The following is a 17,180-nucleotide window of genomic DNA, read 5'->3' as shown; positions in this document are numbered from 1 at the left end:
CCACCATACGTCAAAAGCGGATTCCGTAACTTCCTACCTAATGCCGCCGTCCATGAGTGGGCAACGACTGCGTCATACAAGTCTTTCGAAAAGGTAAAGTATAGGATTAACGGTGTGGAAGGTTTTTGTTACCAGCTTCTCTTATTTAGCCCATCCGGCCTGACACGAAGTTTTCGTTAGAAATTCGTTACCTGTTGCTTCTTCGGCCAACTATAAAGAGACTGATCGCTGCTCCCAATAAATACACCGTAAAGCTCCACATCAAAATAGAGTAGTTCCAGTCATGCACTTGCAGCGTGTTGTTGAGAAAAACAAAAGGCCACAGATAGGGGGAAAAATGACTCACTGGAAAGCTTCGGGCAATGGCGCTAGCCAGGGTGGCAAAAAGTCCCAAACCGGCGGGGATGATAAAGCCTGGATACCACAAGCTAATGAATAACTGAATTACGATTAGGCCCAGTCCACAAACAAATAGATTGATACAAGCGACAGGCATGAAAGCAGGCATGGTAAAATCCTGAAAACCGTAGGCTGGCTTCAACATGCCCATAAGTGAGCCTGCGCACAGGGCAAAAACAACTAAAGCAACGTGACTTAGCGCGACCAACACACTCAATACCAATAGCTTACTTAGATAAATGCTACTTTTCGGCACTGGCAGGCTATACACATAGCCCCAGGCTCGGTTTTGATGCTCAATGCCCGCATAGAGTGCCGACAGCAAGGAAACATAAAGCGGAAAAATAAAGAGCGACCAGCCTGCCAGAATGTGTTCGCAGAAATTGATCCAGGGATTGACCCCACTTCTATAAAACTTCTCTCCATCGGCATATCCGGCAACAAAGGCCACTATAACGACAAAAACGGGAGCAAATACGGCCAGCCAGACTACTAACGTTCCTTTGATCTTCAGCCGCTCCATGGCCAGGCTTGGGATCAGATAGGTTGCGGCATTCATAATTTTGAATTGGTTAGGGTTAAAAAGATATCTTCCAGGGTCTGTTCTGTGCTTTGGGCGGAAAAGTCACGATGCAGCCGGTTAACGGGTCCCTGAAACAGCATCTGCCCGTGATTGAGGATCCCCACATGCGTGACAAATTTTTCCATTTCGCTCAGTAAATGACTGGAAATGAAGACCGTTTTTCTGTGTACTTGGCTTAACTCAACCAGCAAACGACGTATTTCCCGGATTCCGGCCGGGTCAAGTCCGTTGGTTGGTTCATCCAGAATAAGCAGGTCAGGGTTTCCCAGCAACGCCAAGGCAATCCCCAGCCGCTGCCGCATCCCCAGCGAATAGTGCTCTACCCGCTTTTTAGCCTCCCTCGTAAGTCCCACCAGGTCAAGTACATTTTCGACCTGTTTTCGGTCCACCTGGCGGGCAAGCCGACTGATCTCCAGATTTTCATAGCCTGACAAATGCGGATACAGCATCGGTGCTTCAATTAAAGCACCGATTTTTGCAAGGATTGACAATCGGTTTTCACGGATATCTTCGCCAAAGATTTGAACGCATGGATTTGCCGTTCGAATCAGGCCCAGAAGCAGACGTATCGTGGTTGTTTTGCCCGAACCGTTCGGGCCAAGAAAACCAAAAATACTTCCGACAGGCACTTGTAGATTGAGGTTATCAACAATCAATTGCTGGCCACGGCAGTAGCTTAGCTGATGGGTTTCGATCGCGTAGGTCATCTGTTTCGATTTTGAACCAAACCAAACCCTTTCGACCCGCTGGAAAAAATGAAAACACTGGAATCTGCCCGGCATGCGGTCAGCCGGTGACATTGGCCAGCCAACCGGTTTGATGGCGTAAAACAGGGCTTCTGGCCTTGCCGAAAGCCAATTGAGGGCAGAACCGGAAATCAGATTGCTTCCTTCCGTACCTTTACCCAGGTATGCATAACCGATTCCAGCGACTGTTCACGAAGCCCATCCCCTACTACCTGCCGGCTCTTTTTCATGGCATGGTATGGTCGGCCTATATTCTGTCAGTTGTCTATATAAATAATTATCAAGGCGTTAACTTTCTGGTTGGCCACCCCAGCATTCATATCGTAGCCGAAATAATCGTCTTTTATACGAACTATCAATACTTCATTCCAGTGTTACTGGCACGAATGAGGGTAGCCCGTTTCCTGACCTTTAATGGGCTCCTAATTATGGGATTGGTGGCGCTATCCATTCCGGCTTATCACGGTTTAAGAAACTGGTACCTTGGCGCAGAGCCTGGCGATTTCCCCTTATCCTATGGGGAACAGTTTACCCTACGGTCATTCGAATTGTTGTTGTTTACCGCCCTAGCATGTATGGTGCGGTTCGCCGTCGATTGGTTTACGTTTCAGCAAAAGACGAGGGAACTCGAAAATACGCAGCTCAAAAACGAGCTATCCTTTTTACGATCTCAATTAAATCCCCATTTCCTTTTCAACACGTTAAACGCGCTTTACGGACTGGCCATTAAACAATCGACCGAGACGTCGGCGGGGATCATGCAGCTTTCCCAACTCATGCGCTATGTCCTCTACGAGACGAATGAAGAGCAGGTCAGTTTAGCGAAAGAAGTGGAGATGATCGAACATTTCCTGGCCTTGCAACGGCTGCGATTACCGCTGGACTTCCCCCTTTATTTTGACGTACAGGGCGATGTGGAAACCGTATTGCTCGAACCGTTGCTACTGATGCCTATTGTCGAAAATGTCTTTAAGCATGGGGCGGGGTTTGCGTCTATTTCACTCGCGCTCAACGAGACTACCCTGACGTTAAATACAATTAATGGACTAGGAACCAAGAGCATGCTGCCAACGGGCGGAATTGGGCTGACCAATCTAAAACGAAGGCTTACCCATTTCTATGCAAATCGACACCAATTACATCTTAATCAAACGAATGAGCGTTTTCAAACCACACTTTCACTGACCCTCAAGTGACAATGTCAAAAATCCAATGTCTGGTTGTGGACGATGAAAGGCTAGCCCTCGAAGTGATGGAGGCTTATATCGAGCGTGTACCTTTCCTGCATCTGGCCAAATTATGCTCGACCCCCGTGCAAGCGCTCGAATTTATAGCCAGAAATCCGATTGATGTGCTGTTTCTGGATATTGAAATGCCCGGCTTGAACGGCTTGCAGTTCCTACAGACGTTGAAGGCCCCTCCGCTGGTCGTGCTGACAACAGCTTACTCCCAGTTTGCCGTCGAGGCCTTTGACTTGAATGTAACCGATTATCTTCTCAAACCCATTCCTTTTAACCGATTTCTGGCAGCGGTTCAAAAAGTACAAACCCAGTTGGGCGAAAATCGATTGCGCTCTGGCTTATCGGTGCCTGATCCGAAACCATTGGATAGTCACCTATTTATTAAATCCGGCGTAAAAACAATCCGTGTCGATTTAGGGGAGATCCTTTTTATTGAGGGCAAAAAAGACTACGTGCTGGTGCATACCCGCCAGAACAAGATCGCCACCCAGCTTTCGCTCACTCACTTCATGGAGAAACTGCCCGCCGACCTATTTGCCCGGATACACCGATCGTTTATCGTTGCGCTGACGAAAATTGAAAGTATCGAGCGGAATCGCATTCTGATCGACCAGACTGAAGTCCCCATTGGAGAATTGTACCGGGAAGATTTTTTTAAACGGATTGGCTAACCTTTACGAATTATTTCAAATGCGTAGAAAGTACCCCTATCGTCCCTTCCTTTTCCTGAGACGCTATTTGCCTTTCTAACAGGGCGCAGTTTGTCGGCCTACAAACGGGATTTCAAAAACCATCGTTGATGAAAAGCCCCAGCGGTGGCTGGAGAACGAAGCCCGTTTCCTATGGAAGAAAAGGGACAAAACCCACCGAGATTGACCAGGAGCCAGGCTTCGAAGCGTTATCGCATTTTTCCTTTGCATTTAAAAAAGAGGTTGCCATAACCGCTCTCTCCGACTGAGGCCCCTGGTATATAAGAGCAAACAAACGGGTGTCTTCGTCCCATTTTTAACCCACTTCACCCCATTTTTTCATTTTGTTTGCCTCGGCCCGGTATTCTTGCAGCAGAGTGATCACATTGGAAGCGAATTTCGGGAGCAGCATGTACGCTCCACCGGGGCCGTCGCGCAAAGCCGATCGATGCCTGCCCATTCTTCCGAAATTAGTATAAAGACCAGAAATTGTTAACCTTTATCAACTGGATCATGATCAGTAGTTACCTCAAAACATCGGGACGCAATCTATTGCGCAACAAGCTGTTCTCGGCTATCAACGTGGTTGGCCTTGCCATCAGTATGTCCGTTGGATTGCTGCTGATCGCGTTCGTGCTCGACCTGCATTCATACGACAGGTTTCACCAGAATGGGAAGAGGATTTATCGCATCACGAGCGTACTGACGGAAAACCGTGAAGAAAACGGATCGCGGTCGGGCGGCAGGTTTGCTACCACATCCCTGAAAACCGGAAAGCTGATCCGGCAGAAAATGGCCGGTATCGACGAAGTGGCCATTCTACGCAACGACTTTTCGCAGGACGCGAAGGTTGGCTCCACAATTGTTCCCATCAAGGGCTTCTGGGCAGACCCTTCCCTGTTCAGGGTTTTTACCTTTCCGATGGTGGAAGGCAATCCCGACACGGCGCTGAAAGATCCTTACTCGGTTGTTCTGACGGAATCGGCCGCCGAAAAACTATTTGGCCACCAACCGGCGCTGGGCAAGGCCGTCCGATTCGATACGCTCGATTACCAGGTGACCGGTGTCATGAAAGACGTTCCCTTCTTTTCGCACCTCAATTTTGAAGCCCTGGTATCACTCTCAACGGCCGAACAACTCAACAGGAACAACAAAGACTTCGACAACTGGACCAGCTTGTCGTCGAACTTCGTGTACCTCCTGCTGCCTCCAACCATCGACCCGGCCTCCATCCAGTCGCAGCTCGACGCCATTGCAACAGAAGAAAACCGCGCCGAAGAGACGACAACGATCCAGCTCGAACTTCTTCCTTTGTATAAAATTGTAGTCGGTGAGAGTTTTCGGGCCTCCGAGGGAGGCCCCGGCTCGGTTGGCCCGCACATGCCCCCGGTTGTACTTTGGATACTGGGTGGACTGGCTCTCGTTGTGATCGTGTCGGCGTGTTTCAACTACACCAATCTTTCGATGGCACGGGCCACGCGTCGCTTCAAGGAAATAGGGCTTCGCAAAGCGATCGGTGCCGGAAAGAGCCAGGTGTGGCAACAGTTTCTGGTGGAAGCGATCATGATTTCCCTGGCCGCCCTCGTTCTTTCGTACTTCCTGTTTCTGATCTTGCGGCCGCAGCTGATCTCCCTGGCACCGGAAATGCAGCGCCTGGTGAAGCTTGAGCTCACGCCGTCGATGGTCGTAGCCTTCATCGTCTTTTCGGTTACCGTCGGTACGATGGCCGGTTTCATGCCTGCCCTCTTCTTTTCCAACGTCAGCGCAATTCAGGCGCTCGGGAATATGGCGTCGGTGAAAGTGTTCAAGCACGTAACCCTCCGGCGTGTTTTGGTGGTGGTTCAATATACCCTCACCCTGATCTTTATAACCGCAACCGCCATCGGCTATGTGCAGTATAAAAACATACTGACATTCGATCTGGGATTCAACACGGAAAATGTCCTGAACATCGATATGCAGGGCAATAAACCCGATGCATTTCTTCATGAACTGAGCGAGATGCCCGAGGTAACCGCCCTCTCCCGATCGTTGATAATCACCAGCATTGGAAATGCCTGGGGCGGTTTTATAAAATACAAAGATTCGCGCGACTCGGCCCTGGTCCTGACCAACCACGTCGACGAAAACTACCTGGCTCTGCATCAATACAAACTCATTGCCGGCGGAAATTTTAGGACCCGACCCAACTCCGCCGAAGCGGTTAACGAAGTGATTGTCAACCAGCAGTTTTTAAAACGATTTGCCATTGCGAACAGCGACCCCGGGAAAGCCATTGGGGAGGAGATTACCTTCAGTAATTTCAAAATTCGGGACCGCAGGATGACCATTGTTGGCGTCATGAAAGACTTTCACTATGGCAAGGTCGATAACCTCGTGGGCCCGGTGGCCTTCATGCCCTGGACACCCGGCGACCGGGCCGTCATCAATGCCAAAATACAAAGCACGGACCTGCTGGCAACCAGGGCCAGGATCGAGTCGGTCTGGAAGAAGATCGACCGTGTACATCCTTTTCAGGCTAAATTCTATGACGAAGCCATCGAAGAGGCCTACAGCGAACTGTCCGTCCTGATCAAGATCATTGGCTTTCTTTCGTTCCTGGCCATTTCCATCGCATCGATGGGATTGTTCGGAATGGTGGTTTTCACCATCGAGACCCGGTTGAAAGAGATCGGCATCCGGAAGGTGATGGGCGCCAGCTCCGGCAATCTGGTCTACTTACTGAGCCGCGGTTTTCTCGTACTGCTGTCGATCTCGACACTCATCGCGCTGCCGGTGACTTACCTTTTCTTCGAAAACTTTGTGCTCACCCATTTTCCGTATCATAAGCCCGTGCAGTTCACCGAGTTGTTCGCCGGTTTGCTGGCCGTTTTGCTGATCGCGTTCATGATGATCGGTTCGCAGACGATGAAGGCCGCGAAGCGTAATCCGGTGGAAGTTCTGAAGAGCGACTAGAAAGTACGGGCGTAACGGGGGAACCTGTCACGGTCATTTCCGCTGCTTTTTTTGTTCCTTAGTTAGCCACCCCGCCAGATTGGGAACAAAAGATACTAACCCGAAACGCTCCGTTACCTTTACTTCATCCTCACCACCGTCACACCCGCCCCACCCCGGTCGGCGTGTTCGTCCTGCATGGAAGCCACCTGCGGAAACGTGCGGAGGTGATTCCGGACCAGCGTCCGCAAAATACCGTCGCCTTTGCCGTGCACAATCCGGAGTTCGGGATAACCCAGCATCAGGCCATTGTTGATAAAATTATCCAGTTCCACCATCGCTTCTTCGCCCCGCTGCCCGCGAATGTCAAGGTTGAAACTGAAGTTCATCATCTTCTCATTCAGGTCGATGCCCTGCATTTTCGGGCGGGCGGTTTCGCCAACGGCTTCCCGGTAGACCTTGCGGCTGACTTTCTCCAGGCGATTGAGCTTGACGTTGGATTTCAGATCGCCAATGCGGATTTCGGCATCTTTCCCACGCAACGCCAACACTTCGCCAATCGTCGATTGCCCTTTGATCCGGACAAAACTGCCGGCTGTTATGACGCCATCTTCCGGCAAAAACTCCTCGCTTTCCACCCTGGCCGGATTTTTGGTCACTTCTTCAACCAGGACTTCCGGTTTTAACTCTTTCCTGTCAAACTGCTCGAGTTCCTGGCGCGCCAGGCGGGTCATATCACGCTCGGCCTTGTTTTCCTTGATTTCCCGAATCGTGTTTTCAATCCGCTGATTGGCCTCGGCCACCAGGGCTTTGGCTTTTTGCTTGGCTTCGTTCAGCAATCGTTTCTGCTCATTGTCGAGCCGGGTTTTCAGGGCGTTGGTTTCGGCCAGTTGCTGGGCCAGTTTGCGCTGATTAATACCGACTTCCATGTTTTTTTCGGCAAAAACCCGCTTTTCGATGTCCAGTTCCTTGAGCAGTTTTTCGAGATTTACCTGCTGCGATCCCAGCTTTTCCTTGGCCCGATCGATTACCGCTTTGGGCAACCCGATTTTCGACGCAATTTCGAACGCAAAGGAACTGCCCGGCCGCCCGATTTCGAGTTCATACAGCGGTTCGAGGTGTTCGCCATCAAACCGCATTGCGCCGTTGACCAGCCCCGGCGTTTTGTCGGCGAAGAGTTTCAGGTTGGTGTAGTGCGTGTTGATGACGCCGTAAGCGCCCGATTTGGTCAGTTCTTCCAGAATGGCTTCGGCAATGGCGCCCCCCAGACCGGGCTCGGTTCCGGTACCAAATTCATCGATGAGAAACAGCGTTTTGCGGTTTGCCGTCGTCACGAATGCCTTCATGCTGGTCAGGTGCGAACTGTAGGTGCTCAGGTCGTTTTCCAGTGATTGCTCGTCGCCAATGTCGATGAACAAATTCTGGAAAATCCCCGCCGTCGAACCCTCGATCACGGGAATCAGCAAACCGCTCTGCAGCATGTATTGCAGCAACCCAATCGTTTTGAGAGCCACCGATTTACCACCGGCATTCGGGCCGGAAATAATCAGAATCCGCTGGCTCTGATCGAGCAGCAAATTGAGCGGAACCACTTTTTTGCCCTGTTTCTGAAACGACAGATGCAGCAGCGGATGCCGGGCCTGGAGCCAGTCGACCAGCGGCTGGTTGACCAGTTTCGGCATTCCCGCGTCGATTTGCAGGGCAAATCTGGCTTTCGCCCGAATGAAGTCGATCAGCCCCAGAAAAGTAGTCGCGCGCTGCAATTCAGGAAGGTAAGGACGAAGCAACGCGGTCAGCTCGCGCAGGATGCGGGCCACTTCGCGACGTTCCTCGTATTCCATTTCCCGAATTTCGTTGTTGGTATCGAACACTTCGGCCGGTTCAATAAAAACCGTCTGCCCCGTGGCCGACTCGTCGTGAATGAATCCCTTCAACCGCCGTTTATGTTCCGCCGAAATTGGAATGACCACCCGGCCATTGCGAATCGTGAGCGAAATATCATCCGGCATCCAGCCCTGCTGGCGGGCATTTTTCATGATCGTATCCAGCTTTTTGCGCAAACCGGCCTGCTCGCTGATGATGCGCCGGCGGATGGTGGCGAGTTCCGGGGAGGCATTATCCCGAACGTGGCCGCGGTCGTCGATCACGCGCTCGATGGCATCGGTCAGTTTTTTATCCACCGTAATGGAGTCGGCCAGTTCGGTCAGATACGGGTAACTCTCTTTTTCCTTTCCTGCCAGAAACCGCAGGCACAGCTGGATGGTCCGGAGCGTTAGTTTCAGGTCAAAAAATTCTTCTTCCGTGAGCATCATGCCCTCGATCCGAACCTTGCTGAGCTGGGGACGAATGTCTAGATAGTTTGAGGACGGAAATTCCGGCTCATACTGCACGATGGTTTTGAACTCGGCCACCTGCCGGAGCATCTTATCGATCAGCTGGAAATTGTCGGAAAACCGGATTTTATCAACGTACGACTGCCCCAGCGGACTCATACAAGCCTGCCGCAACAAGTCGCGGATTTTATCGAAACCTAACTTTTGTTCAAATGAATCAGGATATAGCATTGATTTGTTGTCTTCGGCCAGCACTTTAAGTGGATGATGCGGCCATAATTAGTAACACAATTGGGTAAAAACCGGTTCTGTTCAATTTCTTACCGGACGGACCAACCAGAAAGCGTAGAATCCGCCGTAAAAGCCGTAAAACTACGCAGTGAAAATCAATTCCTGATTTTTTACCTTGCCCACTTCTTAAAACCGCCTTTAACTTCCTGTTACTCATGAACAAACCACTCCGAATTCTCTCCATCGACGGGGGCGGAACCCGTGGCCTCATTCCGGCAACGATTCTACAATGCATCGAACTGGATACCGGCAAAAAACCGCTGGACTTATTTGACTTATTTATCGGTACCTCAACCGGCGGTATTATCAGCATCGGGCTTTTTGCCGGACTTCAAACGGGTCAATTGGTCGATCTGTATCTGAATAAAGCCGAGGAAATTTTCGACGACAGCTGGTTCGATGATGTTCGGGATGGATTTGGCAAAAAACTCGGCGCGGATTATTCCAATACCAATCTGAAAAAGATTTTAAAGGATCTGTTTGCCGATAAAACGCTGGGCGATGTTCATAATCAGCACAATACGGATCTGGCATCCAGCGACTTCCGGAAAATGTTGATGATTCCCAGCTTCGATCTGAATCCGACGGTTAAGGTTGGTGACGAAATGAAACCGACTAATTTCCGGGCCACGGTCTTCAATTCATTTTTACAGCGATACAAGGACGACAAACTGGTCGATCTGGCTTTGCGGACGTCAGCCGGTCCGACGTATTTCCCCATTTATGACCGGAAATACATCGATGGTGGCGTGGCGCTCAATCACCCGGCGATGGCGGCTGTGGCTTTTGCCATCAACGACAACGTTTTCGGTACCGACGATGGTGAAACGCCCGATTACTGCTATCCGGACGGTTTGAAAAAAGGGTTGGGTCTAAAATTGAGTGACTTACGGGTGCTGTCCATCAGCTGTGGCACGTCCAATAAGAATTTTGTACCGCCGTCGGATATTAAAACCGGCGACTGGGGTGAAATCCAGTGGGTCAAATACCTTCCCGACCTGCTGACGGAATCCAATGTTCAGGTTTCGGAATACTACGTCAGTCAGGTTCTTTCCAAAAATACGTATAAACGGCTGGCTCCAACCTTCGACGATCCGGACATCAAGGACTTAAAGCCGATTTTTAACAAAATAATTGGCCTGGATGAAGTAAAAAAACCGGTTTTGGAAGGGATGCAGGAGTGCGCCAGGCGGTATTATACGAAACATAAAGACGCCATTTTAGCGTTTGTAAATCAGGAATAACCCGTAAATGCAATCTCGAAATGGGGCAATGTATGGAAACTTGCCCCATCTTGCCGTATGAATTCGTTTAAACTGATCGAATGCCCCCGCGACGCCATGCAGGGACTTCATGATTTTATACCGACGGCGGACAAAATCCGGTATCTCAACCTCCTGTTGCAGGTCGGTTTCGATACGCTTGACTTCGGAAGTTTTGTGTCACCCAAAGCCATTCCGCAGTTGCGCGACACGGAGGAGGTTCTGGCGGGTCTGAATTTGACCGAAACCAACACCAAACTGCTGGCCATTGTTGCCAATCTGCGCGGTGCGGAGCAGGCCGTTTCACATCCTCAAATTCAGTACCTCGGTTTTCCGTTGTCCGTATCCGAAACGTTTCAACGGCGCAACACCAACAAAACCATCGGGCAGGCTTTTGCCGAGGTGGAAGCCATACAGAAGCTGTGTGCAGCCCATCAGAAACAACTGGTGGTTTATTTATCAATGGGTTTTGGCAACCCGTACGGCGATCCCTACAGCGCCGAACTCATTGGACAATTTACGGAACGGCTGATTCAAACCGGTATTGAAATCATTGCGCCGTCCGACACCGTCGGTTCTTCGACACCCGAAAGCATCGAGACGTTGTTCCGGTATCTGATCAAAACGTTTCCGGCCATTGAGTTCGGGGCACACCTGCATTCCCGGCCGGAGCAGGTCACCGAAAAAGTACAGGCGGCTTTGCGGGCGGGCGTTCGGCGCATCGACGGAGCCCTGCAGGGTCTGGGCGGTTGCCCAATGGCTTCCGATGATCTAACCGGAAATATGCCAACGGAGCAGATTATTTATCTCCTTGAAAAAGAAGGTATTCCGGCAAACATCAACCAAGCCCGTCTGGCCGACGCCCTGGCTGTATCCGCAGAAATTTTAGGTTCCCGCACCCACGGACTTTAAACCGGTACAGGTTGATCATACGCTTGGCTTGGGCTTAATGCCAAATTCCACGGCCCAAAGTCCGTGAAGCCGTTAAAGAAAAGTTGCCTGCACTTCATCCTTTACCGCTTTGAGGCCAGCTGCCGTTGGCTGGATGTTTTTCTGAATGACTTTATCAAAAATCTTTTTAGACAAATCGAGGGCCGGTGATTCCGGGGCAACTTCCCCGGCGGCTTCGTTGATCAAGGTAACCACCTCATTCATGGCATTTTGAACCTCTTCCCAAACGGCCTGGCTCATGTAAATCTGCTGGGACACATTGTGATTGTATTCTTCCCGGATTTCCCGCAGCAACAGTTGCTGAAAATCCAGTGCCACCGGCGTTTGTCCGTTCAACCGTAGCAGCAGATTACCGGGAGTGATCCGTTCCAGAAATAACGCCATGCGTTCATAAGCCTGTAGCCGCAGCGGGGTCACCTCACTGGCATACCGGTTTTTCAAATCGACGCGCTGCTTTTCGGCTTCGCGCTCCAGCATCAGCTTTACGGTCACATACATGCCATACAAAACCAGGCCGGCAGGAATCAGTAATTTTACCAAATCAGGAATAATGTCCATACGTATTTTTTAATGGCCGGTAAGTGCTTCCGATTGCTAGTCGTTGGCCAATTAACCGACACGCCTGTTTAGTTCATGGGAAACAAGTGAACCGTACACTGAAAACTACTGATCGATGGCAATATTGTGGGGTAAAGTTTGTAAATTTCAGTCAGCAAACGGAATTTTTACTTAGTATGTTTAGTGAAAGTATTGAAAATCCGGTTCGTTTGACGTCTGAAGCCCGTATTCAGATTCTGGATACGTTTCGGGCCAACAAAATTCCGGACACGTATGGGTTACGGGTTGGCATTCGGGGGGGCGGGTGTGGTTCGTCCTGGTTGCTGGGTTTCGATCAACCCGGATTGACGGATGAAGTGTATGAAATTGACTCCATTCGGGTTATTATCGACAAAAAGCACCTGCTTTATGTTTTTGGAACAGAAGTGGGATATGAAAATACGGAAGACGAACGCGGTTTCACCATTCAGAAACCGGAGCAAACGGTAGTAAAGCAGCGTTAACAAACGCCGGGAGTATGCCAGAAATTTTGGCATGATTTTGGGGTTGTAATAAACAGCGGAAGCCCATTCATCCATTTTTTTGTTGTGAGTATACTCAACAAGCACATATTTCTCATTCTATCGATACTGGCCCTCGGGTTATCAGTATTCTTCTATTCAGTGCTGGAAAGGGGCGCGTTAAGTGCGGCCGACGAACAGTATTTGCAGACTACCCAACAACGGATTAAAAAGGAACTGGCCACCAGTACGGAAGAACTACAGGCCGTCGGCGAGTTAGTCAGGGACGCCAATGCCTATACGTTCACGAATTTAAGCCGGGAAACGAAATATCCTTATTACATCTTCCGGAACAAGCAACTCCTTTTCTGGTCCGATTTCCGTTTTATACCGGATTACAAACTGCTCAAAACCATTGTTTATCCCAGGCTGATTTCGTTTCCGCAGGGGAAATATCTGGTGAACCGCCAGTTTATCAGACGCGGAAACGATTCGCTGGAGGTGTTTTCGCTGGTTAATGTATTCCGTCAGTACCAGAACGAAAATAGTTACCTCCATTCAGGGTATAACCCGGATCTGTTTTCACTGGCTCCGCAGAAAATTACAGCCGAAAAGGGCAGCATCTACCAAAGCATGTATGACCAGACGCCGGTCTTTCTGTTTTCGGTCTATCCCCCGCTGCTGGAAGGGTATCAAAACCAGACTTCGCCGGTCAATACGGTTATTCTGACCCTGCTGTCGGTCTTTTTCATGGGTATCTACCTCATCCGCCGTACCCTCAATTTACGGCGAAGCCGACACTACGGGGCAGGATTTATCATTCTGGCGCTCTATCTGGTTGTCTTGCGGGCAGTCATGCTGTATTTTGGCGTTCCCTTTTTGTTCTTCGAAACCGACCTGTTCAACCCCCGGTATTTTGGCTCCTCGATTGTGGCGCCTTCCCTGGGAGATCAGTTCCTGAATTGCATGGTCATCGTGATCCTGGCGTTGTATTTAGCCAACACGTTTTACCGCACCCGCTCCTACTACTGGCTGCTTCGCCAGTCGGACGGGCTAAAAGCATTGATTTCTACCATTACGGTCGTTCTCAGTTACAGCATTTTTTACGGTTGTTTCCGCGAACTGAATGCGGTTTACGAAAAAGCCGGTTTTACGCTTGACATTACCCTTAGCCTTTCTTTTTCCAGCCTGAAAATGGCTTGTCTTCTGGTTTTTGTCGCCATATCGACGGTTTTCTTTCTGTTTCAGTATGTTTTTTCCAGTCTGTTCATCCGCCTGAATCTACTCTTATGGCGGGGCTTACTGTGGTTTTTGACGGGCACGTTGCTGGCCGTAGCACTTTTCTGGCAAAGCCCGACACCGATGCCCTGGATTCTGGGTATTCAGGGATTTTACTTTATGGTGCTGTACATCAGCCGCTTTCCAAGGGCCCTCTATTCATTTCGCTACAAAACCACCCTTTATCTGTTTTTTACGGCCTTCATTTGTGCGGCCGTGGCAACGTATGTGGTGTATAGCCAGGGTCTTAAAAGAGACTTGTTTACGAAAGCCGAGTTTGGTAAACAGTTGCTGGTTGAAAACGACGCCTTTGGCGAATTTTTGCTTAATAAATCGCAAGCCGCCATTGCCAAGGATTCCAGCATTATCCGCGCCCTGATTAGCGATACGCTCTTGCTCCGCGAGCGAATCCAGCAACGGGTAAAAACCCAGCATCTGGATCGGTATTTTGATCAGTACAATGCTGAAGTGCTGGTTTTCAATACAGCCCAACCTGCCGATTCCCAGCGAGTGGAAGCCAATTACCGGAAGTATGCCGCGCGGTTTCATCAGGATCGTTACCGAACCCAATACCCCGGTATTTATTTTATCAACGAAGCCGGTGATAACTTTACCAAACAATATGTCCAGTTTCTCGACATCAAACAGGGCGACAACCGGATTGGCCATGTTGTCCTGAATCTGAAGTTAAACCGTAGCTCCGGAAGCCCGCATCCTGAACTGCTGGTCAATAAAAGATTTATTCAGGCCCCGGAAACGCAGGTGTATGATTACGCCATCTATAACGCGGGTAAACAAAAACTGTATAGCTACGGAGAATATAATTACGACCGTAAATTACCGGCGGAGCTGCTTGGCAATGCGGCTTTATACGAGCAGGGCGTTTCGTATGCCCACTACAAACATGTCGGATTGCGGGATGAAAGCGGCCGAATCGTGGTCATCTCCTCGAAAGATTACCCCATTCGCAACATCTTTTCCAATTTCTCCTTTCTCTACCTGGTTCTGATTCTGTATATTTTAGTACTGATTCTGATTTACGCCATTCGGTTTGGCCTTTCCCGGTTTTACATCAATTATTCGACAAAAACGCAGCTCTATCTCAATGCCGCTTTTTTTCTGCCGCTGGTTCTCGTCGTAGCCATCACTTTTGGGGTGATCAGTTCCAATTATAACGCGTATCAGGAAAACACCTACCTGACCAACGCCAAGAACATCAGCTTAAACTTTCTGGAAAACTGGAATAAGTATTTACACTCCACAGCCAGTGAAGATTACATTAAAGACGAGCTGAAGAAAATTGCCCAGGATGATGATATCGACATCAGCGTGTTTGATACCAACGGCTACCTGAAATTTTCGACACAGCCGCTCATCTACGAAAGCGGGTATCTGTCGAAACGCATCAATCCGGAAGCTTACATCCATCTCGCTGAAGAGAAAGAAAACCAGGTTTTATTGACCGAGTCGCTGGGAACAAAGCACTACCGGACGGCCTACGCCAGCATCAAATCCTACGACGGGCACATTCTGGGCCTGCTGGGCGTTTCCCATTTCAGCTCCGAACCCGAACTTGAACACCAGATGGTCGATGTCGTTTCGACGGCACTGAGCGTGTTCACCGGTTTATTTATGATTTTCTTACTCGTCTCCTACTGGGCTTCCAATGTGCTGACCAAGCCGTTGAAAATCATTACGCAAAAAATTCGCAAAACCAACCTCGATCGGTTCAATGAGCCTTTGGAATGGAAATCGGACGATGAAATCGGTTTGCTGATCGGCGAATACAACCGGATGCTGGTGAAACTGGAAGAGAAAAAGCAGGCTTTGTCGCAGAGCGAAAAACAGTCGGCCTGGCGGGAAATGGCCAAGCAGGTCGCCCACGAAATCAAGAATCCGCTGACGCCCATGAAACTGACGCTTCAGCACCTGCAACGAACCCTGCAATCCGACAATCCGACGGCCCGGCGGGTGTTGCAACGGACCCTGGAAACGCTCCTCGACCAGATCGACAACCTCAGCGACATCGCCACGTCGTTCTCCGACTTTGCCAAAATGCCGTTACCCAAAAATGAATTATTTGAAATTACCTCGGTCATCAATAAAGCCGCCGATCTCTATGCCGACGATGGTAAAATTACCCTCGTGCGCGACATTTCGCCTTATCCGGTTATGGTAATGGGCGATCGGCAGTTGATTGGCCGTATCCTTACTAACCTGATTATCAATAGCGTACAATCCGTTTCGCCGGATCGAAAACCGGTTATTCAACTCCGGTTGACGGTAACTGACGAACACATCAACATTGAAATCAGCGACAATGGCGCGGGCGTTCCGGAAGCCATTCGCAGCAAAATATTTCTACCAAACTTCAGTACGAAGGAAGGCGGTTCGGGACTGGGACTAGCCATTGCCAAGCGCGGAATTGAACACGCCGGCGGCAGCATCTGGTTTGAAACAGCAACCGGAGAAGGATCTACCTTTTTTATTACGTTACCGCACATACCGCCCATTGGTTCGGGGAGTGGGCTGAAAGGCGAAAGCATAGGGCTCAACTAGGCAAACAAACAAGATGCAGGAAGACCGCCTGTTACTTTTCACTCGGTACTTCATCATCGATCGTGACGTGTTTCCAGTTCTCGCCCGAACGAATCCGATTGAGCTGCGTATGCGTAATGCCAAACTGTTTGGCGATCATCTTCAGGCGGTTTTTCTCATTCTTCAACAACTTCTTGATCATCTTCACCTTCGATTCGGTCAGTTTGTAATTGCGCGTACGGCGCGGCATTTCCCGGTTCAGAATGTTCGGACTCGTCCGGTTGTGCTCGATCATCTCCTCTTTCGTTACCCACTTCAGGTTTTGAAAGTGATTGTTCTTCTTATCGTGATCAAGGTGAATAACGAACGTCTGATCAGGATTTTCGCGGGTCAAAAACAGTTCGGCAATCAACTTGTGAAAATACCGATTGATCGTTTTGCCACCGGTTCGGATGTTGAGCGAACGGTATCCCTGGATGATGGAACCGTTGATGAGTGTACCATCCTTGGTGTCATTTTGAAAACTCTTCAATCGCCCAAAGTTCGACACTTCATAGCGGGGCGGATTTTCAACTCCTTCAAAGTTGATAGGCACCCATTTTTCATTCCAGTAGTTACTGGTACGTTTATCAGTCATGTTTAGGCTTAACTGGTTAATTGGTAGCAACTTTGTTTAACGAATGATTAACAAGATACAAATCCGAGTGTTTTGCAAAACAGGCCACTATCCAGCGTAAAGTCTAAATTAAGGCATTTTTACAAAAACCGCATAAATCAGTAAAGGGAAAATTGTCAGTTTTGTTTAACTTATTTACTTATTTGTTAAACAAAGATAGAATATATTTATACAAATCCAAAAATAATACAGTGAGAAGGC

Annotated in this window: 13 protein-coding genes; 7 read left to right on the top strand and 6 right to left on the bottom strand. The window is 49.4% G+C overall.

Features of this window, described 5'->3' with window-relative positions:
* Window positions 1–187: 187 nt before the first annotated feature.
* Window positions 188–958 carry an ABC transporter permease gene (locus EHT87_RS25810; RefSeq protein WP_124909639.1) on the bottom strand — a complete coding sequence of 257 codons (771 nt, stop codon included), beginning with the start codon at window positions 956–958 and terminating at the stop codon, window positions 188–190.
* The gene (locus EHT87_RS25805; RefSeq protein ID WP_221622076.1) at window positions 955–1,782 is read right to left on the bottom strand and encodes an ABC transporter ATP-binding protein; all 828 of its coding nucleotides are present in this window, start codon (window positions 1,780–1,782) and stop codon (window positions 955–957) included. Before EHT87_RS25805 ends, EHT87_RS25810 begins: the two co-directional genes overlap by 4 nt.
* A 110-nt stretch (window positions 1,783–1,892) precedes the next feature.
* Here EHT87_RS25805 and EHT87_RS25800 point away from each other — a divergent pair, with 110 nt between their 5' ends.
* Together EHT87_RS25800 and EHT87_RS25795 are read left to right on the top strand one after the other, a co-directional pair.
* The gene (locus EHT87_RS25800) at window positions 1,893–2,924 is read left to right on the top strand and encodes a sensor histidine kinase (protein WP_124909637.1); all 1,032 of its coding nucleotides are present in this window, start codon (window positions 1,893–1,895) and stop codon (window positions 2,922–2,924) included.
* A gap of 2 nt (window positions 2,925–2,926) precedes the next feature.
* Window positions 2,927–3,640: a LytR/AlgR family response regulator transcription factor gene (locus EHT87_RS25795; protein ID WP_124909635.1), complete on the top strand. Its 714-nt coding sequence runs from the start codon at window positions 2,927–2,929 to the stop codon at window positions 3,638–3,640.
* A 334-nt stretch (window positions 3,641–3,974) separates the two neighbouring features.
* Here EHT87_RS25795 and EHT87_RS31440 read toward each other — a convergent pair whose 3' ends face one another.
* Window positions 3,975–4,118 carry a hypothetical protein gene (locus tag EHT87_RS31440; protein WP_185716347.1) on the bottom strand — a complete coding sequence of 48 codons (144 nt, stop codon included), beginning with the start codon at window positions 4,116–4,118 and terminating at the stop codon, window positions 3,975–3,977.
* Window positions 4,119–4,171: 53 nt separating this feature from the next.
* Between EHT87_RS31440 and EHT87_RS25790 the strand changes: the two genes are divergently transcribed.
* Window positions 4,172–6,613 (top strand): ABC transporter permease, encoded by a 2,442-nt coding sequence (locus tag EHT87_RS25790; protein ID WP_124909633.1) that lies wholly within the window; start codon window positions 4,172–4,174, stop codon window positions 6,611–6,613.
* A gap of 119 nt (window positions 6,614–6,732) precedes the next feature.
* Here EHT87_RS25790 and EHT87_RS25785 read toward each other — a convergent pair whose 3' ends face one another.
* Window positions 6,733–9,156: an endonuclease MutS2 gene (locus tag EHT87_RS25785; protein ID WP_124909631.1), complete on the bottom strand. Its 2,424-nt coding sequence runs from the start codon at window positions 9,154–9,156 to the stop codon at window positions 6,733–6,735.
* A gap of 215 nt (window positions 9,157–9,371) precedes the next feature.
* Here EHT87_RS25785 and EHT87_RS25780 point away from each other — a divergent pair, with 215 nt between their 5' ends.
* Entirely contained in the window at window positions 9,372–10,460 is a 1,089-nt protein-coding gene (locus EHT87_RS25780; RefSeq protein ID WP_124909629.1) for a patatin-like phospholipase family protein, read from the top strand.
* Window positions 10,461–10,517: 57 nt separating this feature from the next.
* Window positions 10,518–11,390 (top strand): hydroxymethylglutaryl-CoA lyase, encoded by an 873-nt coding sequence (locus EHT87_RS25775; protein ID WP_229321350.1) that lies wholly within the window; start codon window positions 10,518–10,520, stop codon window positions 11,388–11,390.
* 72 nt (window positions 11,391–11,462) lie between these two features.
* Here EHT87_RS25775 and EHT87_RS25770 read toward each other — a convergent pair whose 3' ends face one another.
* The gene (locus EHT87_RS25770) at window positions 11,463–11,987 is read right to left on the bottom strand and encodes a DUF7935 family protein (RefSeq protein WP_124909627.1); all 525 of its coding nucleotides are present in this window, start codon (window positions 11,985–11,987) and stop codon (window positions 11,463–11,465) included.
* Window positions 11,988–12,163: 176 nt separating this feature from the next.
* Here EHT87_RS25770 and EHT87_RS25765 point away from each other — a divergent pair, with 176 nt between their 5' ends.
* Both EHT87_RS25765 and EHT87_RS25760 read left to right on the top strand, forming a co-directional pair.
* Entirely contained in the window at window positions 12,164–12,490 is a 327-nt protein-coding gene (locus EHT87_RS25765; RefSeq protein WP_124909625.1) for a HesB/IscA family protein, read from the top strand.
* A gap of 84 nt (window positions 12,491–12,574) precedes the next feature.
* A complete protein-coding gene (locus tag EHT87_RS25760; RefSeq protein WP_124909623.1) occupies window positions 12,575–16,324 on the top strand; it encodes a sensor histidine kinase in 3,750 nt (1,249 codons plus the stop codon).
* Window positions 16,325–16,355: 31 nt separating this feature from the next.
* On the opposite strand, the gene EHT87_RS25755 is transcribed toward EHT87_RS25760, so the two are convergent.
* On the bottom strand, window positions 16,356–16,940 hold the full coding sequence (locus tag EHT87_RS25755; protein ID WP_124909621.1) for an HNH endonuclease: 585 nt from the start codon (window positions 16,938–16,940) through the stop codon (window positions 16,356–16,358).
* Window positions 16,941–17,180: the final 240 nt, after the last annotated feature.

The sequence above is a fragment of the Larkinella knui genome (assembly GCF_003858645.1).
Classification (GTDB): Bacteria; Bacteroidota; Bacteroidia; order Cytophagales; family Spirosomataceae; genus Larkinella; species Larkinella knui.
The sequence above is the reverse complement of the archived record's forward strand: the minus strand, read 5'-3'. Positions and strand labels throughout refer to the sequence as shown.

Excerpts from the sequence above, each read along its gene's own strand:
- EHT87_RS25790 (WP_124909633.1), top strand. The coding sequence starts at position 4,172 with ATGATCAGTAGTTACCTCAAAACATCGGGACGCAATCTATTGCGCAAC.
- EHT87_RS25755 (WP_124909621.1), bottom strand. The coding sequence starts at position 16,940 with ATGACTGATAAACGTACCAGTAACTACTGGAATGAAAAATGGGTGCCT.
- EHT87_RS31440 (WP_185716347.1), bottom strand. The coding sequence starts at position 4,118 with ATGGGCAGGCATCGATCGGCTTTGCGCGACGGCCCCGGTGGAGCGTAC.
- EHT87_RS25805 (WP_221622076.1), bottom strand. The coding sequence starts at position 1,782 with ATGTCACCGGCTGACCGCATGCCGGGCAGATTCCAGTGTTTTCATTTT.
- EHT87_RS25775 (WP_229321350.1), top strand. The coding sequence starts at position 10,518 with ATGAATTCGTTTAAACTGATCGAATGCCCCCGCGACGCCATGCAGGGA.
- EHT87_RS25785 (WP_124909631.1), bottom strand. The coding sequence starts at position 9,156 with ATGCTATATCCTGATTCATTTGAACAAAAGTTAGGTTTCGATAAAATC.
- EHT87_RS25795 (WP_124909635.1), top strand. The coding sequence starts at position 2,927 with ATGTCAAAAATCCAATGTCTGGTTGTGGACGATGAAAGGCTAGCCCTC.
- EHT87_RS25800 (WP_124909637.1), top strand. The coding sequence starts at position 1,893 with ATGCATAACCGATTCCAGCGACTGTTCACGAAGCCCATCCCCTACTAC.
- EHT87_RS25780 (WP_124909629.1), top strand. The coding sequence starts at position 9,372 with ATGAACAAACCACTCCGAATTCTCTCCATCGACGGGGGCGGAACCCGT.
- EHT87_RS25810 (WP_124909639.1), bottom strand. The coding sequence starts at position 958 with ATGAATGCCGCAACCTATCTGATCCCAAGCCTGGCCATGGAGCGGCTG.
- EHT87_RS25765 (WP_124909625.1), top strand. The coding sequence starts at position 12,164 with ATGTTTAGTGAAAGTATTGAAAATCCGGTTCGTTTGACGTCTGAAGCC.
- EHT87_RS25770 (WP_124909627.1), bottom strand. The coding sequence starts at position 11,987 with ATGGACATTATTCCTGATTTGGTAAAATTACTGATTCCTGCCGGCCTG.